The organism is Bacillus sp. 16GRE42, from assembly GCF_019837435.1.
Classification (GTDB): Bacteria; Bacillota; Bacilli; order Bacillales; family Bacillaceae_G; genus Bacillus_A; species Bacillus_A wiedmannii.
The window spans coordinates 313,077-336,436 of record NZ_JADAXF010000003.1; the positions used below are offsets into that span (position 1 = coordinate 313,077).

25 protein-coding genes and 2 pseudogenes are annotated in these 23,360 nt (G+C 34.2%); 20 read left to right on the forward strand and 7 right to left on the reverse strand.

From position 1 onward, the window contains the following. Positions 1-19 precede the first annotated feature (19 nt). Both ILS93_RS18070 and ILS93_RS18075 read left to right on the forward strand, forming a co-directional pair. On the forward strand, positions 20-217 hold the full coding sequence (locus ILS93_RS18070; protein ID WP_064474216.1) for a DUF4083 domain-containing protein: 198 nt from the start codon (positions 20-22) through the stop codon (positions 215-217). 30 nt (positions 218-247) lie between these two features. Then, positions 248-709 carry an NUDIX hydrolase gene (locus ILS93_RS18075; protein ID WP_088048528.1) on the forward strand — a complete coding sequence of 154 codons (462 nt, stop codon included), beginning with the start codon at positions 248-250 and terminating at the stop codon, positions 707-709. Positions 710-753: 44 nt separating this feature from the next. Here the strand turns inward: ILS93_RS18075 and nadE are convergent, their stop codons facing one another. Next, the gene (nadE, locus tag ILS93_RS18080; protein ID WP_064474214.1) at positions 754-1,572 is read right to left on the reverse strand and encodes an ammonia-dependent NAD(+) synthetase; all 819 of its coding nucleotides are present in this window, start codon (positions 1,570-1,572) and stop codon (positions 754-756) included. 270 nt (positions 1,573-1,842) lie between these two features. Between nadE and ILS93_RS18085 the strand changes: the two genes are divergently transcribed. The 4 genes from ILS93_RS18085 to galT all read left to right on the forward strand — a co-directional run bounded on the left by ILS93_RS18085 (position 1,843) and on the right by galT (position 7,039). Beyond that, positions 1,843-3,723 (forward strand): ABC transporter permease, encoded by a 1,881-nt coding sequence (locus ILS93_RS18085; protein ID WP_098102694.1) that lies wholly within the window; start codon positions 1,843-1,845, stop codon positions 3,721-3,723. A 115-nt stretch (positions 3,724-3,838) separates the two neighbouring features. Then, positions 3,839-4,126 (forward strand): AbrB/MazE/SpoVT family DNA-binding domain-containing protein, encoded by a 288-nt coding sequence (locus tag ILS93_RS18090; protein ID WP_064474212.1) that lies wholly within the window; start codon positions 3,839-3,841, stop codon positions 4,124-4,126. A gap of 259 nt (positions 4,127-4,385) precedes the next feature. Then, positions 4,386-5,336: a serine protease gene (locus tag ILS93_RS18095; protein WP_064474211.1), complete on the forward strand. Its 951-nt coding sequence runs from the start codon at positions 4,386-4,388 to the stop codon at positions 5,334-5,336. Between the two features lie 212 nt (positions 5,337-5,548). Continuing rightward, positions 5,549-7,039 (forward strand): UDP-glucose--hexose-1-phosphate uridylyltransferase, encoded by a 1,491-nt coding sequence (gene galT, locus ILS93_RS18100; protein WP_098102695.1) that lies wholly within the window; start codon positions 5,549-5,551, stop codon positions 7,037-7,039. Between the two features lie 303 nt (positions 7,040-7,342). Here the strand turns inward: galT and ILS93_RS18105 are convergent, their stop codons facing one another. Beyond that, the gene (locus tag ILS93_RS18105) at positions 7,343-7,651 is read right to left on the reverse strand and encodes an ArsR/SmtB family transcription factor (protein WP_064474209.1); all 309 of its coding nucleotides are present in this window, start codon (positions 7,649-7,651) and stop codon (positions 7,343-7,345) included. 108 nt (positions 7,652-7,759) lie between these two features. On the opposite strand from ILS93_RS18105, the gene ILS93_RS18110 reads away from it, so the two are divergent. The 4 genes and pseudogenes from ILS93_RS18110 (at position 7,760) to ILS93_RS18120 (ending at position 10,833) form a co-directional block, all read left to right on the forward strand. After that, entirely contained in the window at positions 7,760-8,695 is a 936-nt protein-coding gene (locus ILS93_RS18110; protein WP_098102696.1) for an aldo/keto reductase, read from the forward strand. Between the two features lie 201 nt (positions 8,696-8,896). Next, positions 8,897-10,072 carry an MFS transporter gene (locus ILS93_RS18115; RefSeq protein ID WP_098102937.1) on the forward strand — a complete coding sequence of 392 codons (1,176 nt, stop codon included), beginning with the start codon at positions 8,897-8,899 and terminating at the stop codon, positions 10,070-10,072. 48 nt (positions 10,073-10,120) lie between these two features. Beyond that, positions 10,121-10,328 (forward strand): annotated as a pseudogene (locus tag ILS93_RS28975) (hypothetical protein). A 142-nt stretch (positions 10,329-10,470) separates the two neighbouring features. After that, the gene (locus ILS93_RS18120) at positions 10,471-10,833 is read left to right on the forward strand and encodes a DUF805 domain-containing protein (RefSeq protein ID WP_064474206.1); all 363 of its coding nucleotides are present in this window, start codon (positions 10,471-10,473) and stop codon (positions 10,831-10,833) included. Between the two features lie 96 nt (positions 10,834-10,929). Here the strand turns inward: ILS93_RS18120 and ILS93_RS18125 are convergent, their stop codons facing one another. Both ILS93_RS18125 and ILS93_RS18130 read right to left on the reverse strand, forming a co-directional pair. Further along, a complete protein-coding gene (locus tag ILS93_RS18125) occupies positions 10,930-11,154 on the reverse strand; it encodes a hypothetical protein (protein ID WP_000162604.1) in 225 nt (74 codons plus the stop codon). 84 nt (positions 11,155-11,238) lie between these two features. Next, positions 11,239-11,586, reverse strand: coding sequence for a DUF4257 domain-containing protein (locus ILS93_RS18130; protein ID WP_000426320.1), 348 nt, complete (start codon positions 11,584-11,586; stop codon positions 11,239-11,241). Positions 11,587-11,757: 171 nt separating this feature from the next. Here ILS93_RS18130 and ILS93_RS18135 point away from each other — a divergent pair, with 171 nt between their 5' ends. From ILS93_RS18135 to ILS93_RS18155, 6 genes and pseudogenes are all read left to right on the forward strand, one after another. Then, positions 11,758-12,285 (forward strand): DinB family protein, encoded by a 528-nt coding sequence (locus ILS93_RS18135; protein WP_098102938.1) that lies wholly within the window; start codon positions 11,758-11,760, stop codon positions 12,283-12,285. A 182-nt stretch (positions 12,286-12,467) separates the two neighbouring features. Further along, a complete protein-coding gene (gene rsgA / locus ILS93_RS18140) occupies positions 12,468-13,517 on the forward strand; it encodes a ribosome small subunit-dependent GTPase A (protein WP_064474204.1) in 1,050 nt (349 codons plus the stop codon). Positions 13,518-13,826: 309 nt separating this feature from the next. Further along, positions 13,827-14,765, forward strand: a pseudogene (locus ILS93_RS29205) (HAMP domain-containing protein); the annotation flags it as partial. 123 nt (positions 14,766-14,888) lie between these two features. Next, entirely contained in the window at positions 14,889-15,707 is an 819-nt protein-coding gene (locus ILS93_RS29210) for a methyl-accepting chemotaxis protein (RefSeq protein ID WP_420707519.1), read from the forward strand. Between the two features lie 196 nt (positions 15,708-15,903). After that, on the forward strand, positions 15,904-16,209 hold the full coding sequence (locus ILS93_RS18150; RefSeq protein ID WP_098102939.1) for a hypothetical protein: 306 nt from the start codon (positions 15,904-15,906) through the stop codon (positions 16,207-16,209). Between the two features lie 296 nt (positions 16,210-16,505). Next, positions 16,506-16,874, forward strand: a complete 369-nt coding sequence (locus tag ILS93_RS18155) for a DUF3979 family protein (protein ID WP_098102940.1) — start codon at positions 16,506-16,508, stop codon at positions 16,872-16,874. A 36-nt stretch (positions 16,875-16,910) separates the two neighbouring features. Here the strand turns inward: ILS93_RS18155 and ILS93_RS18160 are convergent, their stop codons facing one another. Then, positions 16,911-17,951 carry a YkvI family membrane protein gene (locus ILS93_RS18160; protein ID WP_064474200.1) on the reverse strand — a complete coding sequence of 347 codons (1,041 nt, stop codon included), beginning with the start codon at positions 17,949-17,951 and terminating at the stop codon, positions 16,911-16,913. A 241-nt stretch (positions 17,952-18,192) separates the two neighbouring features. On the opposite strand from ILS93_RS18160, the gene ILS93_RS18165 reads away from it, so the two are divergent. The 3 genes from ILS93_RS18165 to ILS93_RS18175 all read left to right on the forward strand — a co-directional run bounded on the left by ILS93_RS18165 (position 18,193) and on the right by ILS93_RS18175 (position 20,351). Further along, positions 18,193-18,636, forward strand: a complete 444-nt coding sequence (locus tag ILS93_RS18165) for a Dps family protein (RefSeq protein ID WP_000105194.1) — start codon at positions 18,193-18,195, stop codon at positions 18,634-18,636. A 107-nt stretch (positions 18,637-18,743) separates the two neighbouring features. Then, positions 18,744-19,199 carry a DUF3939 domain-containing protein gene (locus ILS93_RS18170; RefSeq protein ID WP_098102941.1) on the forward strand — a complete coding sequence of 152 codons (456 nt, stop codon included), beginning with the start codon at positions 18,744-18,746 and terminating at the stop codon, positions 19,197-19,199. 207 nt (positions 19,200-19,406) lie between these two features. Beyond that, positions 19,407-20,351 carry an alpha/beta hydrolase gene (locus ILS93_RS18175; RefSeq protein WP_064474197.1) on the forward strand — a complete coding sequence of 315 codons (945 nt, stop codon included), beginning with the start codon at positions 19,407-19,409 and terminating at the stop codon, positions 20,349-20,351. 45 nt (positions 20,352-20,396) lie between these two features. Here the strand turns inward: ILS93_RS18175 and ILS93_RS18180 are convergent, their stop codons facing one another. Continuing rightward, on the reverse strand, positions 20,397-21,398 hold the full coding sequence (locus ILS93_RS18180) for an LLM class flavin-dependent oxidoreductase (protein WP_098102942.1): 1,002 nt from the start codon (positions 21,396-21,398) through the stop codon (positions 20,397-20,399). Positions 21,399-21,503: 105 nt separating this feature from the next. Then, positions 21,504-21,695, reverse strand: coding sequence for a DUF3896 family protein (locus ILS93_RS18185; protein WP_064474195.1), 192 nt, complete (start codon positions 21,693-21,695; stop codon positions 21,504-21,506). 177 nt (positions 21,696-21,872) lie between these two features. Here ILS93_RS18185 and ILS93_RS18190 point away from each other — a divergent pair, with 177 nt between their 5' ends. After that, on the forward strand, positions 21,873-23,336 hold the full coding sequence (locus tag ILS93_RS18190) for a flavin monoamine oxidase family protein (RefSeq protein WP_064474194.1): 1,464 nt from the start codon (positions 21,873-21,875) through the stop codon (positions 23,334-23,336). Positions 23,337-23,360: the final 24 nt, after the last annotated feature.

Consider the following 23,360-nt stretch of genomic DNA (forward strand, 5'->3'; position numbering starts at 1 on the left):
GGAAGGATGTGGGATTTGAATGAATTTGTTCGAAAGTAATATTTTTACATTGATATATACTTGTTTAGTAATCGGACTTATCGTTTTGTTTTTCCTATCATTTACTTTGTTCCATAGAAGATTATTGCAAAACAGCGCTGCAAAAAAACAACATGTAATTAATATGAATAAGAAGCTAGATCGAATGATTGAATTGCTTGAAAAAGATAAGAAATAATGATAGAAGATGTATGAAAAGGGGAAGAGGATGGCTAATTATATAAAAGAATTACGTGAAAAAGTAGGTCACGACTGTGTTCTCATAAACTTTGCGGGTGGTTGTGTGTTGAATGAACATGGAGAAGTATTACTGCAAAAAAGAGGTGATTTTAACGCTTGGGGATTTCCTGGCGGTGCAATGGAAATTGGAGAATCTGCCGCAGAAACCGCGATTCGAGAAATAAAAGAAGAAACAGGTTATGATGTGAAAATAAATGAGCTTATCGGGGTGTATACAAAATATTTTCAAGCATATCCAAATGGAGATAATGCCCAGTCAATTTTAATATTCTTTTCATGCTCAATTGCCGGAGGAGAGCAAAAAGTAGACGGTGATGAAACGTTGGAATTGAAGTTTTTCCCGCTAAACCAAATGCCACCATTGTTTAATCAACAACATGAGGATTGTTTACAGGACTTACTAGAGAAAAGAGTAGGGGTGTATCGTTAACATAAAAAAGAAGCTAATGAGGTTAGCTTCTTTTTTTATATAATTTATTTCCACCAATCATCAAACATAGACGCTGGTACTTGTCTTTTATGTTCGCTCACTGTGTAACGTTTTTCAATTTTTTCTGCAACGTCAGCTGGAACTACTTTACCTTCTAAATAATCATCTAGTTGATCATATGTAATGCCTAACTCTGTTTCATCAGCTTGACCTGGTTTTTCATCTAATAAATCAGCTGTTGGCATTTTTAAGTAAAGTCGCTCGTCTGCATCTAATTCTTGTAATAGAGCGCGTCCTTGGCGTTTCGTTAATCCCGTTAATGGTAATAGGTCTGCACCACCATCTCCGAATTTTGTAAAGAATCCTGTAACAGCTTCTGCCGCGTGATCAGTTCCAATCACAAGTAGCCCTTGTTGACCACCGATTGCGTACTGCGTAACCATACGGATACGTGCTTTCACGTTACCTTTATTGAAATCTGTTAATGATTCACCTAGTACGTTTTCGTATTGATTTGAGAAAGTATCAACTGTTGACGCAATATCAAATGCAACAGATTGATCAGCTTGAATAAATTGTAATGCTAATTGCGCATCATCTTCGTCTTTTTGCACTTTATAAGGAAGGCGCACTGCGATAAACGTTGCGTTACCACCTTCATTACGAATTTCCTCCACTGCAAGCTGAGCTAAACGTCCAGCTAATGTAGAGTCTTGTCCGCCACTAATTCCAAGTACAAATCCTTTCGCACCCGTTTTTTTCACATAATCTTTTAAGAAATCAACACGTTTACGGATTTCTGTTTTCGGATCAATTACAGGCTGAACATGTAATGCTTTCATAATCTGTTCTTGTAATGTCATTATGTTTCCTCCTATTCGTATTAAAGCGGTAAATAAGTTTATATGTATATTGGCACATACTTCTATCCTTTATTATTTCGCAAAACTAACGAATATACAATAGGATGCGTGTATGAATATGAATGTAGTCATTATAATGAAACTGCTTCATTTAAGCAATTTTTTTGAAACCTTTCAATAATGTAAGGTTTTTGTCATTTGAATCGATGGAAGCTATTTCCGCATTTTACTAATATAAGAACATAGTTAGCAGAAGGGCGGAGAAGTAATATGAACATTAGAGAACTCGCATACCGGAATGTAACACGAAATAGACGAACATACTCAGCATATTTTTTAAGTAGTGCATTTGCAATTATGGCCTTTTTTGTGTACTCATTTTTTGCGTTTCATCCGGCATTAAGCGCTGGAGAATTGGGGCAGTATGTATTCGTAAGTATGTCTTTTGCACAGTCTATTATTTACTTATTTACGTTTTTCTTTATTTTATATTCGATGGGAATGTTTTTAAAAACGAGAAAGCGTGAATTAGGAATTTTAATGATGTTAGGTATGACGAAATATCAATTAAAGCGTCTTATCTTCTTTGAAAATATTATGATTGGAATAGGGGCCATTATTTTTGGGATACTTGCTGGAATGCTGTTTTCCGGAATGTTAATATTTGTAGCTCCGATGATATTAAAGTTAGATATTTCCTTAGCTTATTACATACCAATGAAAGCCATTGTTGTAACGAGTATTATGTTTTTCGTATTATTTATGATCATTTCATTGTTTAGTGCAGGAATGATTCGGAAAAATAAAATTATGAAATTGTTTAGAGGATCAGCAGAAGCGAAGCCGGAACCGAAAGCTTCCATTATTTCTTCTATATTAGCAGTCATATTGCTTAGTGCGGGATATGCAGGAGCGCTTCTGTCACACGGCGCAATGGTATTTGTCATGATGATTCCTGTTACAACGGTAGTCATTATTGGTACGTATTTGCTGTACAAGCAGTTGAGTGTCTTTATTATTAGACTATGTAAAAAAAGTAAACGTTTCTATTGGACACAGACAAATATTGTTACGTTATCAGATTTAGCTTACCGTATGAGAGACAACGCCAGAATGTTCTTTATTGTAACTATTATTTCAACTGTAGCATTTTCAGCAATAGGTACATTAGTTGGTTTCGCATCAATGACGAAAGGAATTATGGAGAGACCAATTGCGTTTCAGTATCATTCTAAGCAAGGAAATAGTAATGAATCACAACATTTGAAGCTGATTGACGAAGGATTAAAGAAGCATAGTATAGCAGCTGCTAAAGCTACTATTTCAACGAAAAGGACAGAGGAGCAGTCGCTAAGAAGCGTCATTTTCATAAAAGAATTAGATTATAAGGAGTATGCAAAGTTAACAGGAGAACCATTTCAAACTGTTGCAAATAAAGAAGCTTTATTTTTATCAGTCGATATACCAGGACCACCGATGAAAGAAAGAAAAGAAATTACTTTACCACATTTGAATGAATCTTTAAAAGTGAAAAAAGTTAATACTTCTTCATTAAGTAAAATACTAAGAGGTAACGTTTATGTAATCTCTAAAAATCAATATGACGCATTACAAGATGGATTTAAAGAGGAAAAAGATTATGTGTACAAAACAGAAGGAACGAAAGATGAAATAGAGGTTGGTAAAGAACTTACTCATCAAATGAAGACTTATGAAGAACATGCAACGTTTAGTGCAGAAGAGTATGAACAAAACCAAAGTTTACAAATCGCAGGACCAATTCTATTTGTAGGTTTCTTTATCGGTATAGTATTTTTCGTATGTGCAGGAAGCTTCCTTTACTTCCGTTTGTTTTCTGATTTGGAGGATGATACTCGTTTGTTTGAAATGATTCGAAAAGTAGGCTTAACGAGTGGAGAATTATCGAAAGTAGTTACAATTCGATTGGCACTTTTATTCTTCGTTCCAATAGGTGTTGCAACATTACATGGAGCAGTAGCGTTAACTGCTCTGGGACAGATGTTTGAGTACTCACTATTTAAAGAAAATGCGATTGTATTAAGTATTTTCGTAGGAATTCAAATTGGTTACTTTTTACTGATAAGATCCCGTTATTTAAAACAATTGAAAGAGAGATTACGCATTCGTTAAATGTGTTTTTTTAACTTGAGTACAAAATTTTCTAAAAAGAGACAAGTATTACCAAAAAGTGATAAAATGGAAAGAGCGAGGTGGAAAAACTAATAGAAAGTAAGGGGGAATTAATATGAAAGCAACAGGAGTTATTCGAAAAGTAGACGAATTAGGACGAATTGTTATTCCTAAAGAATTACGTGATGTATTGGGAATACAAATCAAATCACCACTTGAAATTTTCGTAGAAGAAGATAAAGTCATTTTACAAAAATATCAACCTTACAATGCTTGTCAAATAACAGGTGATGTTTCAAATCAAAACATATCATTAGCAAATGGAAACATTACTGTTAGTATAGATGGAGCGAAACATTTAATAAAAGAAATAGAGAAGTTTTTAAATAAGAGTGAGGTTTAGTCTTAATTTAATTTATTTTTAAAATTTCATATCATTCTTTAAAAACTATAAAAGGACCATTAAATTGGTTCTTTTATTTATCTCGTAATTTTTCGTGTCTAAAAATTACGAGATAAATAAAAGAGTAGTATAAAATTAGTAAGCTATATTGAGAAATATTTTTAAGGAAGGAAAACGAAACGAATAAAACGAATGTTACATTTAAACCTTTTCAAAAGTGGTCTGAAATGAAAATAATATATTTTCAGGAGGGATTACGATGAATAGTAGTACAGCGAATAAACAAAAAGGTATACAATTGATTCCTTTTACAGTAGATAAGGTGGTTGAACAAGTAAATGAAATTCCACCAGGTGTACAACTCATTCATGCTCCACAAGTATGGGAGAAGAGTGCGAAAGGAAAAGATATTGTTGTTGCCGTATTAGATACAGGTTGTGATGTGAATCATATAGATTTAAAGGATCGTATTATCGGTGGAAGAAATTTCACGAAAGATTACGAAGGGGATCCAAATATTTATCTTGATAATAACGGACACGGTACTCATGTAGCGGGGACAATTGCAGCGACTGAAAATGGGGTCGGTGTTTTAGGAGTCGCACCACTTGCTAAAATGTTAGTGTTAAAGGTTTTAGCGGGAGATGGTTCTGGAAGTTATGAGCAAATTATTGAGGCGATTCATTATGCTGTAAATTGGAGAGGACCTAATAAAGAAAGAGTTAGAGTCATTTCAATGTCACTTGGTGGCCCGCAAGACGTTCCAGAATTACATGAAGCAATTCAAAATGCGGTAAGGCAAGATGTTCTCGTCGTATGTGCTGCTGGGAATAATGGAGATTGTAATGATAACACGGAGGAACTGGATTTCCCAGGTGCGTACTCAGAAGTAATTGAAGTCGGCGCTGTTAATTTAGAACGGAAAATCACATGTTTTAGTAATTCGAATCAAGAAATTGACTTAGTGGCGCCAGGCGATGAAATTTTATCTACGTATCCTGAAGGGAAATATGCGGTATTAAGTGGAACTTCTATGGCGACACCGCATGTCGCTGGAGCGCTCGCATTGCTTATTAAGCAGTGTGAGAGAGAATATGGTAGAAAATTATCAGAGCCAGAAATATATGCACAACTTATTAAAAGAACTATACCTTTAGGGTATGAACGTACATCTGAAGGGAATGGATTAATAGATTTATTAAAAGAATAGCAAATACGAAAAAACATCTCATATGAATATGAGATGTTTTTTCGTATGGTTCTGTCGCATATACAAGGGAATCTAGTATTTAATTCTTTTTCATGCAACGTATATTAGAATGGTGGTTATCCCATACGTCTGTTCATAAAATTATAAAAGGTACATAAGAACTTGCATCGTAACAACGAAAACCGCTATAAGGTTAGAGGAGGTATATACGGATGATATATCAAGCTATCCAGCAGTTAATTGATCGTGCTATTGAAGTTCAATTGATTGAAAAAGAAGATGAAATATATACAAGAAATCAAATCCTTTCCTTACTTCGTTTAGATGACTTTGTAGTGGAAGCGTCAGCGCCCGCAAAGAAAGCAATTTCGGAGTTATTGGAAGAGTTAATTGAATATGCTTGTATGCATAAAGTCATTGAGGCAGTAATGGACGAGAAGGAGATTTTAGCAAGTGCAATTATGGATGTATTTATGTCCAAACCGTCCGTTATCAATTCTCTATTTTATGAAAAATACGAACAAAATCCGAAGGCTGCGACAAATTACTTCTATGAGTTAAGTAAAAACAGCAACTATATCCAGATGAAGCAAATTTCCAAAAATATAAATTATAAAGTAAATACGGAATATGGACCCATTGATATAACGATTAATTTATCAAAACCGGAAAAAGACCCGAAACAAATTGCTAGAGAGAGAGTATTGGAAAGTACAAATTATCCAAAATGTTTACTCTGTATTGAGAATGAAGGATATAGAGGCAGAATTGGACATCCAGCACGCTCGAATCATCGTATGATTCGTATGAATCTTACAGATGAAAGCTGGTTTCTACAGTATTCTCCGTATATATATTTCAATGAACACTGTATTGTATTGTCTTCAGAACACCGTGATATGAAAATTGACCGTCAAACATTTTTACGTTTGTTAAAATTTGTAGAAAAATTCCCACATTATTTCCTTGGTTCCAATGCAGATTTGCCAATTGTAGGAGGATCTATTCTAACACATGACCACTATCAAGGTGGAAACTATGAATTTGCTATGGCAAATGCATCAATCGACTTAATTTTTGAACTCACTAACTTTCCAGAAATGCAATGTTCTATTATTAAATGGCCTATGTCAGTTATTCGCTTAAGAAGTAACGACATAGAACAAATAGTAAATGCAGGGGAGTACATATTAGAGAGGTGGAAGGGATATAGTGATCCTTCTGTTCATACATTTGCATTTACGAATGATGTTCCACATAATACGATTACGCCGATTGCCCGCTACCGGAATAATATGTACGAATTGGACCTTGTTTTGCGAAACAATCGTATAAGTGAAGAACATCCGCTAGGTATTTTCCACCCTCATGCGGAAATACAACATATTAAAAAGGAAAATATCGGACTGATTGAAGTAATGGGGTTAGCTGTACTTCCGGCGCGTTTAAAAACAGAACTTCAGGAAGTGGAAAAATTCTTACTTAACATTCCAAGTGATATTCCAACGCCTCATATACGATGGGCAGAACAATTAAAAATCAAATATGAAAATCGGATACATGAACAAAATGTACAGGAGATTATAAGAGAAGAAGTGGGACGGAAATTTATACAGGCGCTTGAAGATGCTGGTGTTTTTAAACGAGATGACGAAGGGATATCGGCATTTAAACGTTTTATTCAGAAGTTAAATAAGGAATGAACTTAGTAGTGATGGTGATTACAAAATGACCTAATTATATGATAAGGGAGGTAATAATATGGAGGAGTGTGAGCATAAGCAACTACAGGAATTGAAACAGATAGGCGGCCCTATATTAATGATGTGTATAAAATGTAATCAAATAATTAAAGTGTCCAAAGGATCCAGTACAAAAATAAAGTGAAAAAGAATGAAGTGTGTATATTCCTAGTGTGTGATGAACAAAGTTCCTGCTGATTAAAGTTGCATTTTATTAAAAGAATAGAAAAAACTAAAAACATCTCATATGAATATGAGATGTTTTTAGTATGGTTCTGTCGCATGTAATACGACGTCTAATAAACCGGGAAATCTAGCATGTAAGTCATCTTCACGAATTGAAATGAAACGCTGTGTTCCTTCAATGCGTGTATACATAACACCGGATTCACGTAAAACCTTGAAATGGTGAGATAAAGTTGATTTCGCAATTGGAATGTTTAACGCACCACAAGATTGTTCATTTTTCTCTAATAGCATCGTTACAATTTGTAAACGAATTTGATCGCTAAGTGCGTATAAAACAGAAGAGAATTGAATTTCTTCTCGATTTGGATGATAGAGAGTACGCATTTTTTCACCTGCTTGTATAAGTTAATATAGTTTGCACTATAACATATAAAGTGGTATATTTCTATTGTTCGAATATAATCGAACAATAGAAATATAGGGGGAGAAAAAATGAAATATACCAAATTGCAAAAGGCAGGACTACATATTTCGAAGTTGGGGTTAGGAACAAACGCTGTAGGGGGACATAATTTATATGCTGATGTGAATGAGGAGGAAGGAAAACGATTAATAGAAGAAGCTATCCAGCAAGGGATTACATTTTTTGATACAGCAGATTCATATGGTTTCGGTAGATCAGAGGAATTAGTAGGAGAAGTATTGAAAGGAAGACGCCAAGAATTTGTACTTGCTACAAAAGGTGGAATACAGCCGTTATTAAATGGAGAGGTTTATATTAATAATGAACGAAGCTATTTAAGAAATGCTGTGGAAAATAGCTTAAGAAGATTACAAACTGATTATATTGATTTATATTATTTACATTTTACAAATCCAGAAACAAGTTACATAGATTCAATTGGAGAGCTTGCTCGTCTAAAAGAAGAAGGGAAAATTCGTGCAATTGGAATATCTAACGTAAACGTAGAGCAATTAAAAGAAGCGAATCAGCATGGACAGATAGATGTTGTACAAGCACCGTATAATATGTTGGATCGTGCTGTTGGGGAAGAACTTTTGCCGTATTGTATAGAATCAGGTATTTCATTTATTCCATACGGGCCTCTTGCTTTTGGGATATTAGGTGGTAAATATACAGAAGATTTTAAATTGAATGAAGGAGATTGGCGTCAAAGTGTAAGTTTATTTGAAGAAAATACATATAAGAGTAACTTTAAAAAAGTTGAGAAGTTAAAAGGCGTAGCTAGAGAAGAGAGTGTCGAAGTATCGCATTTAGCTTTAGCGTGGCTATTAAACAAAAAAGGAATTGATACTGTTATTCCTGGTGGGAAACGGGCGGAGCAAATAAGAGAAAGTGTAAGAGCGGTGGAAGTTTCATTGAATGAGAAGGTTATGAAAGAAATTGCATCTATTTTAGAAGATTAGTTGAGAAGAGGGGTACTTCCCTCTTTTTATCCCGCATTAACGGGCAGTAAGACACCCACCTCAAAATTTAGCGGAAGCAAAGAAGTTAGGTGGGGGATCAACTGCCCGTAAAAGCCCGATTGGTTCAACTAATAATCAGTGGGGGATAAATAAAACCCCCACTGATTAAAGTTTCACTTTATATAAAAGGAGAAGGTTTAAATGAAAAGAGTACTAGCTGTATTCTTTATGATAATGTTTATGATAGGTACAGATACTTTCTTAATTTCGCCACTTTTACCGACATTACAACAGGTGTATCATGTTTCAACTGAGCTATCAGGATGGATGGTGAGTTCATATGCTTTAGGATACGCTGGATTTGCGCTTATTGCTGGTCCTATATCAGATGGCTTAAATAGAAAAAAAGTGATGGTAATAGGAATGAGTTTTTTTGCGTTAAGTACGTTTTTATGTGGAATGGCACCGAGTTTTCTATGGATGCTAGCATTTAGATTTTTAGCAGGTGTAAGTGCAGCCTTTGTATCTCCACAAGTGTGGGCATCTATTCCGCTCCTTATAGAGAAGGAGCAAATTGTAAAGGCAATTGGAATTGCAACAGCAGGGTTAGCAATCTCTCAAATTTTAGGGCTGCCAGTTGGATCGTATTTGGCAATGATACACTACACAATACCATTCTTCATCATCGGTATATTATCAGCACTACTTGTCGTTCTTATCTATGTAGTATTACCAGAAATACAACCGGTTTATATAGGTGGAAGTAAAACAAACATCTTAAAGCGCTATAAACAATTACTTACAGATTCAAAGGTTTCACTTTCTTATTTTGCATATTTTGTTTTTCAAACTGGTAATTTTGCTGCATTTTCATTTTTCGGTGTATGGCTTTCCATTCAATTTGGTTTACAAGTTCATGAAATAGGAACAGCTATGCTTGTATTAGGGTTAGGAAATTTAATAGGGAATATTTTTGGCCCAAGAATCGTAAATAAAATTGGTTATAACCTTTCTTTCTATGGTGGAATTATATTTACAGCAGTGCTATATGTAGTACTTCCTCATGTAAAGAACATTATATTTGTGGAGCTATTATTCTTTGTTTTATTTTTTGTGACAGGAATTTTGTTTGTATTGATGATGAGGCACTTACAAAACCTGTCTAGTGTAGCAAGAGGAACAGGAGCCGCGCTTGCTAATGCTTCTATGTATATTGGTCAAATGATTGGAGCGGCAATAGCAGGACTGCTATTTGCAGCATCTCACAATTTTATACTTATAGGTAGTTTTACTGCGTTACTATATATAAGAGCTTTATTTTTGTTTAGAAAAAGTGAAAAGCTTAATGAAGATAGTGAAACAGGAATTGCATCATAAAGCCTGTATAAATATTTCGCAAATCAGAATTAATCAGAGTGTGAATACATGAATGTGCTTTTAATTACAGTGGTTACTAAAAGTATAGAAATAGTAGAAGAAATGTATTGTAACAATGTTATGAGGACTTCAAAAATAAAAAATCCCTACAAAGATAGGGATTTATATATCGGCATATAGTTCCTTGGAAAAGGATATATGTAGTTTAACATATAGGACTACTTATATTTGTGAAATAGATGTGAAAGTAATGTGAAAAATGCTGAAAAAAAAACTATTTAAATAGAGGATAATTTAGATGAGGATATGGATTTTACATAAATGCTGTGTTATATTTCTACTTATCTGTTAATAATTACATGTTTTAATTTTATTGGGGATAAAAGGGAGAGATTTAAATGCAATGGTATTTGAAAGCTCTAAAGGATTATGGGAATTTTAGTGGTAGAGCTACGCGAAAAGAGTACTGGACTTTTAGTTTATCGAATATCGTAATTTTTTGGTTATTGGTATTTTTCTCATCATTTTCAGAGGTGTTAGTTGCTATTATTGCGTTGCTATTTATGTTAGTAATGATTATACCAAGTTTTTCGGTTGGTGCACGACGATTGCATGATATTGGGAAAACAGGATGGTGGCAACTATTAAATTTTGTACCGTTTGGTAGCATTGTTTTACTTGTATTTTTTATCATTGAAAGTGAAGAAAATGACAATCAATACGGACCAAATCCGCATTCAGATTTAAAAGAAGCGATTTAATAAACCTATTATTAAAATGGTTTGCACGGGCTAATATTATATAGCATGGCAAGAAGAAAAAATTCTAAATAAAAAGCACTGTTTTAGTTAATGTAACTAAAACAGTGCTTTTCTCTTTGATTGAACTGTTGCTGCATTTTCATCATGTATGCCTGCATCTTTAATAATTCGTTGTTTTGCTTTATTTAATAGATGGTCTACTGCTTCACCAAAATAATTAGCTTCGCTTTTTGTGCGGGCTTCTCGTAAACATTTATAGTTTTCTAGCAGTTCCTCTTTTTCAGTGTTTGTTAAGAAATCTTCTATTTTCTTTTTTGTCATACGAAACACCCTTTCTTCTGACAAACGACGCAATAGAAAATATTTATTGTTTATTATAGCAATAATTTTTAAAGAAAGTATAGACTAACGTCGTAATAATTTGTCAATTTCTTGAATCTTCTCATCAGCTTTCCCAATTTGTGTATTTTTAGCCTGCTCACCACCAAGCGCTTGGTGCAGTAAGAAAGTCTGACCGGAAATAGCAGTCACAATGGATACTTTTATAATTTCTTTTATTAAGGTGACATCGAATAGAACGAGTCCAAGAAGTGCAGCTAAGCTACCAGTGAAAATATCAGTCAAAAACCCAAAGTGAAAAAAAGTTTTCAAACGGCGTGGAAGCAATAACTTGCCTTGGTTATTGATAAGATGGGAAACGAAACCAGTAATGCCACCAACGAGAACAGCAGTTAGCCATTGATACATTTCCATCGAATCCACTCCTTTTAGTGAATAAGATTCGATTCTTTTATATTGATTCCTTTTAATATTTCATAGAAGCATATTGAGAAAGTTTGTTTGGGTTTATTACGTATTCAATTTAATTATAACAGAAAAATCTGATATTTTTCAGTCTATTATATGAAGCGGTTATTCCTTAATATGAATATAAATTATCGAATAAGAAGTGTAGATGGTTATACAAAAAATATAGGGGAATTAGTAAGGATGCTGGAGCATACGAGGGCTGTAACATTACAGGAAATAAACGATCTATCTGTTGAGCAATTAGATTTCATTATGACGAGTGGAGGGAATTCCATCGGAGCGTTACTAAAGCATATAGCAGCTATAGAAAAAGCCCATCAACTTATTTCATTTCAAGAGCGCGACTTTACAAAAGAAGAATTAGAAATATGGGAAGACGCACTATATTTAGGGAAAGCGGGGAGAATAATCCGTAGTCATGAAATACAGTATTATGTACAACTTCTACAAAGTGTTCGAGAAGAATCTCTGAAGTATTTGAATGAACAAGATGATGAATGGCTTATGTCAGAAGGAAAGTGGCCTAACGGTGTAGCGTATAACCAGCACTATCTGTGGTTTCATGTGCTAGAAGATGAGGTTAGTCACTGTGGACAAATTAGAATGATGAAAAATGAAATATTTGAAAATTGTGTTAAATAAGGTAGCTTTTTAAATGGATATTCCATATAATGAGAGTAATTAAAATGAGAACGGAGTGATGTATTATGGCGAAAATAACGTATATGAATAATAAACCAAATACAAAGGTGGATGGAAAGGGCGAGACTGTATAAGTGAGCGCACGATCCTTCCGCTTAGCTTAAACTAGGGAGGATATCAATTTGAATCAAAATATTTTAGAATCATTCGGCTGGGATTCTTTTTTTGAAGAACAAGCTGTAGAGAACTTTGAAGTAGGGCGTATTTTACTTGAGCATAAACATATATATCGAATTATTTGTAATGATGGTGAATATATGGCAGAGCTGTCTGGAAAGTTTCGGCATGAAGTAGTAACGAAGGGAGATTATCCAGCGGTTGGTGATTGGGTGTATATAAAGAAAATAGAGAATGAAAAGAAAGCAATTATTCATCGTATTTTTCAAAGAAGAAGCTCTTTTTCTAGACAAGAGGCTGGTAATCGAACGGAAGAACAAGTAATAGCAGCAAATGTAGATTATCTATTTTTAGTAAATGCACTTAACCATGATTTTAACGTAAGAAGAATAGAACGTTATTTACTATTAGCGTATGAAAGTGGTGCAATGCCTGTTATTGTTTTAACAAAGAGTAGCTTATGTGAAGACGTGGAACAGAAAATTGTTGAAACGGAAGCTGTGGCAATTGGTGTTCCGATTTTCGTCGTTGATAGTTTAGAGCATACTGGTATTGAATCGTTGCAGCAATTTGTTTCTTCTGGGAAAACAATTGCTCTAGTCGGATCATCGGGGGTTGGAAAATCGACTTTGCTAAATGCACTTATAGGAATTGAAGTAGCAAAAATGGGAGATATTCGTGAGGAAGATAGTAAAGGAAGGCATACGACAACTCATCGTGAATTGTTCCGATTACCGAGTGGTAGTTTAGTTATTGATACTCCGGGTATGAGGGAACTGCAGCTTTGGGAAGGTAGCGATGCAATTCAAACAACATTTTCTGATATTGAAAAATTAGCAAAAACGTGCCGTTTTAGGGACTGTAAGCATGAAAATGAGCCAGGATGCGCAGTGCATCATGCAATTGATAACGGAATTGTTACGATAAATCGTTTGCAAAGCTATAAAAAATTACAAAAAGAACTGGCGTATTTTATGAGAAAACAAGATGCTGTTCTTGCAAGAGCAGAGCGTGATAAGTGGAAAAAGATTTCTAAACAGCATAAAAAAATGTAAAAAGCCAAAGGGTGGTTCCCTTTGGCTTTTTTTTGTATTTGTAAATTTTATAATAATATTATTCAAATATATAGACAAAGGGAATTTAATTGTTTAAACTTTACAAAGTATTCATCGTAATAGATTATGAAAATAATAATTTAGGGATGGGAAATGTTTAGAACTCGCTAGATTTAACTTTTGAAATTGAAAAGCAGGAGGTTTGTAATGGGTAGACTATTAAATTGGTTTCGTGATATGAAAGTAGCAAAAAAACTACTAATTTCGTTTTTTATCATTTTAATTGCGGCTGTCTCTATTATTGGAGGTATGTCTTATCAAACAGCTAAAAAGAATTTTGAATCACAAATTACGAGCAGTGCTCACGACAATATAAAAATATTAGATAATTTAATCAATCAAATGATTGAGGCGAAATTTAATGATGTGAATAACTTTGCACGGGTGATTCAAGGTAATATGTATCAAGGGGATAATCAAGAAGAATTAAGAAAGATGTTATCTCAATATATCAATTTGAATAAAGATATTGAACAAGTATACGTTGCTGGGAATGATAAGAAATTTGTGCAAGAACCAAATATACAAATGGCAGCAGACTATGATCCAACAGAACGTTCTTGGTATAAAGATGCAGTGGCAAAACAAGGTGGTATTGTAATTACTGAGCCCTACAAAGCGAAGGGGAATGGACATATTGTCGTAACGATTGCAAAACAAGTAGAAGATAAAAACGGTGTTGTAGCGGTAGATTTAAGTTTAGAGAATTTATTAAAAACAACAAAGTTAATCAATATTGGTAAAAAGGGATATGCTTTCATTTTAGATGGGCAACAAAAAATAATTGCACATCCTCAAGAAAAATCAGGGGGAAAAGCAGCTGATTCTTGGGCGAAGAAAATTTATGAAGATAATCATGGCGCTTTTTCATATATGTATGATGGCAGCGAAAAACAAATGGTATTTGCTACAAATGTAAAAACAGGTTGGAAAATCGGTGGGACGATGTACTCAAATGAAGTAATTGAAGCTGCGCAGCCTGTATTTTACAATATGTTAATCGTTATGTTCATTTCATTAGTTATAGGTGGGTCACTTATTTATTTTGTGACACTTTCTATAACGAAGCCATTAAAGAGATTAGTTATTACTTCTAAAGAAATAAGTGAGGGAGATTTAACGCAAACAATCGAAATTCATTCTAATGATGAAATTGGCCAACTTGCAAAAGGATTTAATGAGATGACAGATGCATTGCGAACGTTAATTGGAAGAATTAATACTTCGGCCGGGCATGTTGCAGCAGCATCAGAAGAGCTAACGGCAAGTGTAAGACAAGCGAGTGAAGCGACTGAGCAAATTACAATGGCAATGGATGAAATATCGAGTGGGGCAACTACGCAAACGACAAGTGTAGAAAATGGTGCAATGTTACTATTTGATGTAACAGAAGGAATTCAGCATGTAGCAAATAGTTCATCATCAATTAGTACGGCTTCTGCTCATACTCGTGAAAAAGCAGAAGATGGTGGAAAACTAGTCGGAAAAACAGTAAATCAAATGCAGTCTATTGCAGAATCTGTTTCACAATCAGATGAAGTTATACAGTTGCTAAATAATAAATCAAAACAAATTGGTGACATACTAGAAGTCATTCAAAATATTGCAGATCAAACAAATCTTCTAGCTTTGAATGCGGCAATTGAAGCTGCAAGAGCAGGAGAGCATGGAAGAGGATTTGCAATTGTTGCAGATGAAGTACGTAAATTGGCGGAGAAGTCTAGCGAATCTTCTAGTGAGATTAGTAAATTAATATGTGAAATACAAGATGACATGAGTAAGACGGTAAAATCTATGGGTCATGTAAATGAAGAAGTTCAATCTGGACTTGTTATTGCGAATGAAACGAAGCAAAACTTTACTGAGATTTTACAATCTACAAATGAAATTGCAGATCAAATTAAAACGATGGTTGAAACGGCTAATGGGATGTCAAAAGGTGCAAATGAAGTGTCTATTTCAGTAGGTCAAATTGCAATGACAGCACAGAACAATGCGACGAGTACTCAAAACGTTGCAGCATCAGCAGAAGAACAACTAGCGTCCATTGAGGAGATTAGTTCGGCGGCTGGTACATTATCTCAAATGGCTGAAGAGTTACAAGGGTTAATTGAAAGATTTAAAGTGTAACAGAGGACAGACTACTCCAAAATAGCAGTATGCGATTTTGGAGTAGTCTGTTTTTATTATGTAACATGAAATGGGATAGAGAGTATTTTTATGATGTTTAAAGGTATATCATGTATAATATTTGTCGAAAAATAGAGGTATTTGTTAACTTTGTGTATAATTATAGTCATATAAAATGCAAATAAAGGAGATTACTATGGGAGGTTATTGGGGTACCAAAAGACATTCTTGGCTTAGTTATGTCTCGTTTTGGTTAAGTATTTCATTTTTTATTGTCTTTTTAATTGAAGTGTTTATTTTAAAAACACTTTCGAATAGTTCGGTGCAAATTGTTAAATATTTTTATTTTATACTTGTACCAGTAAACATCTTTCTTAGTTTAAAGTTACTCTTTAAGAAGAATGAAAAGAAAGCATTACCTATTTTTAGTTTCATTGTATCATTATTATTTACAATTTTAATACTAGTATTAGCGTTAGCAGCTACTGGGAAATTCTTTTAAGGAGAGTGATATAAGTCACTCTTCTTTTTTGTTGTTGCAAGCAAATAATAAGTGGAGGATGGACAAAAAGTGGATTTGCTTAAGTGTGATATTATTTGAAAGCTATAGAAGAGTATTAAGAAATGAAATAGGAGATAACTCACACCGCAATGAAGAGAATCAGGTATTTTATATGCATCTATGAAGCAAATGAATACGGTAAAAACGGCGATATATGGTACAATACATATGGAAAGTGATAGAGATAAAGGGTATATAAAATACTCATCGTTTTTTAGTAAGAGAGGGGTTATCTTATGCTATACGAGGATTTGATGACATTATTTCAAGCAGCTCCGAAAGAAGAAGGTAGAGGCGGCTGGAAATATATAATCCAGGAACGAAATGATAAATATGAAATTGTTGATGAAATGTTGAAAAATCAAATGAGTGTTGAAGTGTATTTTAATGAATATGATGAGGTGAAAATCACTTTATATAAAGATGGAATGCCTATTTCTATTATGCAAAGAATTGCGATTTCAAAAGTTGAATTAGACGAAGATGAAGAAGGGATTCAATTCGTTTTAGAACGTATGCCTAGTCGGATGATTCGCTTGCAATTAAAGCCATATTTAGCACTCGAAATGGGGCCGTACTGGGAAGTATGCGATGATTGTGAATGAACATAAAAGAAGCATCCAATAACATGGATGCTTCTTTTATGTTTTTTGAAGTTGTTTAAAAGCAATAATTGGCAGTAAAATGATGCTGACCCACCCGATTATAGGGTATAGAATGTGGAGTAATTCACTGTAACCAATGTAACTAAAGCAATAACTAATTAGTAAAATGAAGAAAATAATATTGTTACTTTTCCATCCGGTGATGGATTGCATTTGTTTTGTCATTCCGAACACATTACCAACTAAAGTTGTGAACACTTCACCGAAAATGATAAGAACAAAGAAAAAGTGAAAAGTTGCATTGAATTTTCTTATGACTTCAGCCATTGGGATATTATATTGATAAAATTGATCGACTGATAAGATAGCTAAATGGCTACATAATAAAATTAAAGAAAGTCCTGCACCGCCTAAAATACCGCCCCATAAAATGGCCTTTCGATCTTTTACTTCACTGGCTAACGGGACGAGAACGCTTTGGGCGAGAGAAAGATTTAAGGCGACATATGTAATAGGACTAGTAATCCACTTCATATTCCAGCTTTCTGCAGGAATAGTGTCACTAATAGAAGTTGTACCGTGAAAAAAAGTTGTAATAGCAAGTCCGATAATAAAAATCATCATAATAGGTACGACAAGTGTATTAACTTCAAAAACCCCTTGTAACCCGCGACTACCTATAATGAGACAGGCGATCAATATAATGAAAATACCAAGTTGTCTTGGTAAACGAAGTTGCTCTTCAAATACCGCCCCCGCTCCTGATAACATAACGCTCGTTACACCAAATAATACGAGTAATAATAGTGTGTTTACAACATTGCCAAATACATCCCCAAATAAATATTTGTTAAATTCTTGCGCTGAAAATGCACCAATTTGTGATGAAAGTAACATCATCTTTGTGCCAAGCCAAATAAAAAAAAATCCACTTACACATATGCCAATTGTTCCATATAATCCGTTCACTGTGAAAAATTCAACAATTTCTCGTCCAGTAGCAAATCCAGCTCCAACGACTGTTCCAATATAAGTAGCAGCGACTTTCTTTGCCACTTGCCATTGTTGATTGTCCATGTTATCCCTCTTTCTACTACGATGAGCTTGATTTACTATTATGCATATGTATGAGCTTGGACAATTAGACGTATGAAGTGTTTGAAAACATACATGAATTAAAAGATATTAGGGAAGTATTAAAGGTGTTAAAACTTTGTTACATATGAGCCAATCGTTCGAAAGGATAGGAAATGTATGGTAACATGTAACTAGGTTATTAAAAGATAAACATTATGAAATGATAAGAGGAGTGGATTGTATGAGTACGAAAACAAATGTTGTTGAAGTATTAAACAAGCAGGTAGCAAACTGGAATGTGTTATATGTGAAACTACATAATTATCACTGGTATGTGACAGGACCACACTTCTTTACGTTACATGAAAAATTTGAAGAGTTTTACAATGAAGCTGGAACAAATATTGATGAATTAGCAGAACGTATTTTAGCGTTGGAAGGTAAACCGCTAGCGACAATGAAAGAATATCTTGCAACATCTAGTGTGAATGAAGGGACAAGCAAGGAATCTGCAGAAGAAATGGTGCAAACATTAGTGAATGATTATTCTGCACTTATTCAAGAATTAAAAGAAGGTATGGAAGTTGCTGGTGAAGCTGGCGATGAAACATCAGCGGACATGTTGTTAGCGATTCATACAACATTAGAACAACATGTATGGATGCTAAGTGCGTTCTTAAAATAAATATAAGTATATAAAGAAAAAAGGCATTGAAAAATTCTTTCAATGGCTTTTTTTGTAATTTTTCAGTTTTCTTTTATGCTATAATATAGTAAAAAGGAGGCGATGCGATGTTTCGCTTTTTCAGAACTGGAAAAGAAGAGCGTGAAATTACGAAAGATGAATTAGAACAAGCGATGGCTAAGTTTCTAGAAAAGAATGCTAATATTGTTTATACAGTATTAGTAAATGATGATTATACAGTAAATTATGATTTGTTAAAGCCGTATTTACTTGCATTTCCAACAAATAGTTTTCTTATTACGAAGGAAACGCTTGAGGTATTTGAACATACAGAAGAAAACCTAAACCTAGTTAAAGAAATTGATATCGTACAAAAAGCAGTAGATCAGTACGTAACAGAAAAAGAAATGTTTCCAATTGTTGAAGGTAGTGAAGAGCGTCTTATATGCGGGATGAAATTAGGACCGTATTTAAATCGTATATTAAAAAGAGATTTATATATTTCAGAAAAACATTATTTAGTTTCAAGTAAACCAGACAGAAAAAAACAAAAGAGTGGGTAGATGTATGGAAAACAACAATAAATATATTGTTGTCTTTTTTTGTTTATAAAAATATTGATTTTTCAGTCTATTCAATTTTATACTAAACTTATTGGACGAAGGGGAGTAATGATTAAGTATTGTTAGCTTGAGTTATATACAGTGATTACAGAATGGTATAAAGGTTTGAGAACTAAATATTATAAAAGATTACGGGGGAATGGGTGTATGAAAAATAGTATGACTTACATTCAATTATTAAATGAAACGTTACATTGTTACGCAAATAAAGGAAGTTTGGAAGCATACACTTATATAATGGAGCATGCGAAAGGCATAGTGGGGAATGAGGCGCAAATATATAATTTCAAATATGCACTAGCGAGTGCAGCGGGGCTTGAAGAAGAAGCGTTACAGTTAATGAAGGAAGCTATTATAGACAATGGATTTTGGTACGGAAATGAATATTTAATTACCGACGACGATTTAAAATCACTACATAAATTTGAAGAGTTTCATAAAATGGTTCAATTATGTAAAGAGAGAGAAGAATTAGCAAAGAAAACAGAACGAGCAGACGTGAAATTTATAGATGGTAAGAAAAAAGAAAAACTATTTATTGCAATGCACGGAGATCAAGAAAATATAGAAATAATAGAACCATATTGGAAAACTGTTTTGACACAAGATTATACGTTAGCTTTACCACAGTCTTCGCAAATTCAGTTTTCAGATGGGTTTGTTTGGGATGATATACATAGAGGGAAAGAAGAATTAAAAGAGCATTACGTTAATTTTAAAGAAAATCATACAGTAGAAAGTGTAATAATTGGTGGTTTTTCTGCTGGTGCAAGAGTAGCTTTGTATACGATTTTACAAAAAGATATAGATGTAGATGGTTTTATTTTTGTGGCGCCGTGGCTTCCAGAGATTGAAGAATGGAATGAGTTGTTAGGAGTGCTACAAGATAAAAATATAAAGGGATATATAGTGTGTGGGGAACAAGATGAAGATTGTTTCGAATGTACGCAGCAATTTGTACAATTATTAAAAGATAGGAACATTGAACATAAGTATAAAGTTGTACCTAACTTAAATCATGATTACCCTAATCATTTTGATGAGTTATTAAAAGAGGCTATTGAATATATAGAAAATGAAAACAAGAAGTAGTAAGAAAGGGAGATGCATCGTAATTGATGTATCTCCCTTTTATCATTATAAATGAAAAGCATTTGCTAGTAAGCGATAGGAATTCAATTTATCTTCAAATCGATGGGTAATTGTGACAATCATAAATTCTTCAGTATTGTACGCTTTGCTTAAGTTTACGATTTTTTCTTTCACAGAAGATGGATCACCGACGATCATACGTTGACGATTTTCTTTTATACGGAATAAATCATAAGCGCTGTATGAATAATTTTGTGCAGTTTCAATAGAAGGAGTACCAGTTGTACGCTTTCCTTGTTCTAGTAATAAGATTGATAAATCTAAACTAGAAGCGATTTTTTCTGCCTCTTCATTTGTTTCTCCGCAAATAACAAAAATAGCGACGATTGATTTTGGTTTATCTCCTAAATAGGAAGGTTGGAATTGTTCCTGATAAGCTTCCATTACTTCAGGGCCACCGTATCCGTTAATGAACTGTGCGAATGCAAAAGAAGCACCTTGTTTTGCAGCAATCATTGCACTCTCTCCGCTAGAACCGAGCATCCACATCTCAGGAGATGTTGTAATTACAGGAGTAGCCTTTAAATTTGCATAATGATGGTTTTCTGGTACTTGATCATGTAAGTACATTGCCACATCTGCAATTTGTTCTGGATATTGATCAAGTGAGACCATTTTCCCTTCTTGAAGTGCGCGAGTTGCAATTGGCATACCACCAGGTGCTCTGCCGACACCAAGGTCAATACGATTTGGATAAAGCGCTTCTAAAACGCGGAAATTCTCAGCAACTTTATATGAGCTATAGTGCGGCAACATAACACCACCTGAACCCACTCTCATACGATTTGTTTTTGCTGCAATATGAGAAATAAGTATTTCAGGACTTGAACCAGCAAGGCTGACAGAGTTGTGATGCTCCGATACCCAAAAGCGTGTATATCCGAGTTTTTCAACTTCTTGTGCAAGCGTAACTGTATGTGAAAAAGCTTGGGCTGCTGTACTACCATCTGAAATAGGTGATTGGTCTAATACACTTAATTTGATCATAGAATATACCTCTCAATCTTAATGTACATCCTATTATATATTTACTTACGAAAAATGCGTAATAAAATGCTCAAAATATAAAGTGGATAAATTCTATATTTACTTTTAACGAGAAAATCCTCGTTCATAATGATTCATTTCAACTAAATTTAAAATATATTCGTAGTTATCAATCTCAAGTTTTAGTTGTTCACGCTCTTTTTTAGATAGATGCTTACAACTAAGTTTGTTGCATAGTTGGTGCTTCTTTCCTTCTAAATATTTCTTTGTAGCGTGGTAGTCGTAAGTTTGTTTCATTTTCAACCACTCCTTCTTTGCCGTTGCTATATTATACGAAGCGTGAAGAGATGTGAAAGCTACCTCTTATGTACTTTTAGTGAATATTCCACTTGCTATGTTGTTATGTTTATAGGAATTTATGAATAAAATGCACTAAACCACTAATGCCCATTTTATGAAGTAAGGGGTGGAATTGTGCAGAAAGATATAATGTATAACATTGAGATGGATGAAGTGTTGAAAGTGATAAATCAAGGGTTAAAGAAGACGACACGTTCGAAACAAATTATAGTAGTAGGGGCCGGTATGGCTGGGTTGGTTTCGGCATCTTTATTAAAGGCTGCAGGACATGATGTGAAGATTTTTGAAGCAAACAACCGGGTAGGTGGCCGCATAGAGACGGTTAGAATGGAAGATACCGGATTATATTTAGATGTTGGGGCAATGAGAATTCCGTATTCGCACACATTAACGATGGCATATATAAGAAAATTTGGGCTACAGGTGAGCCCGTTTATTAATAGGAATGAGACGGATATCATTTTCGTAAATGGCCGGAAAACGACATTAAAACAATACGAAAAAGATCCAAGTATATTAAAGTATCCTGTAGAAATGAATGAGGTCGGAAAAACGTCTGAGGAGCTATTATTGCTAGCGGTACAGCCCATTATAAATTTTATAAAAAAGAACCCAGAGAAAAATTGGGATGTTGTAGTAAAGGATTTTGGGAGATACTCTACAGGACAATTTTTAAAGTATCATCCTTATCAATATAATACGTATTTCTCGCCAGTAACAATTGAGATGATCGGTGTTCTATTAGATTTAGAAGGTTTTTTGGAAAGGTCATTTGTTGAGACACTACGCTTTTTATACATTATGCAGGAGGAGAGTGGATTTTGTGAAATAGTAGGCGGGAATGATAGATTACCAAAGTCTTTCTTACCACAATTAGAAGAAAATATTATATATAATCAAAAATTAATGAAGCTACATCAACACAATAACGGTGTGACAGCTTTCTATCGAAACGAGGAAACTTTTGAGTATAGTAGTATTACAGGGGATTTAGTTATTATTACAATTCCATTTTCGACAATGCGCTTTGTGGAAGTAGATCCATTTGATTCTATATCTCATGAAAAATGGAAAGCAATTCGTGAATTGCATTATATGCCAGCGACAAAAATAGGAATTCAATTTAAAAGTCGATTTTGGGAAGAACAAGGACAGTTAGGTGGCAGGATTATAACGGATTTACCAATTCGTTACGCCTATTATCCAAGTCACGGAATTGGAGAAAAAGGACCCGCTATGATGTTAGGCAGCTATACATGGTCTTATGATGCATTGTTATGGGATGGGTTATCAAAAGGTGATCGTATTTATTACACATTACAAAATTTAGCGACAATATTAGGCGGTCAAGTATATGATGAGTTCATGTCTGGCATATCAAAAAGTTGGACATTGGATCCATATGCACTTGGAGGGTTTGCGCTATTTCAGGCAGGGCAAGAATCTGAGCTACAACCAGCGATTATAAAACCAGAGGGGAGATTATACTTTGCAGGTGATCATACAACGTTATATCACGGATGGATACAAGGTGCAATTGAATCTGGAGTTCGTGTAGCGGTAGAGGTAAATGGTTAAAATGTGTAAAATTCAGAAATTTCT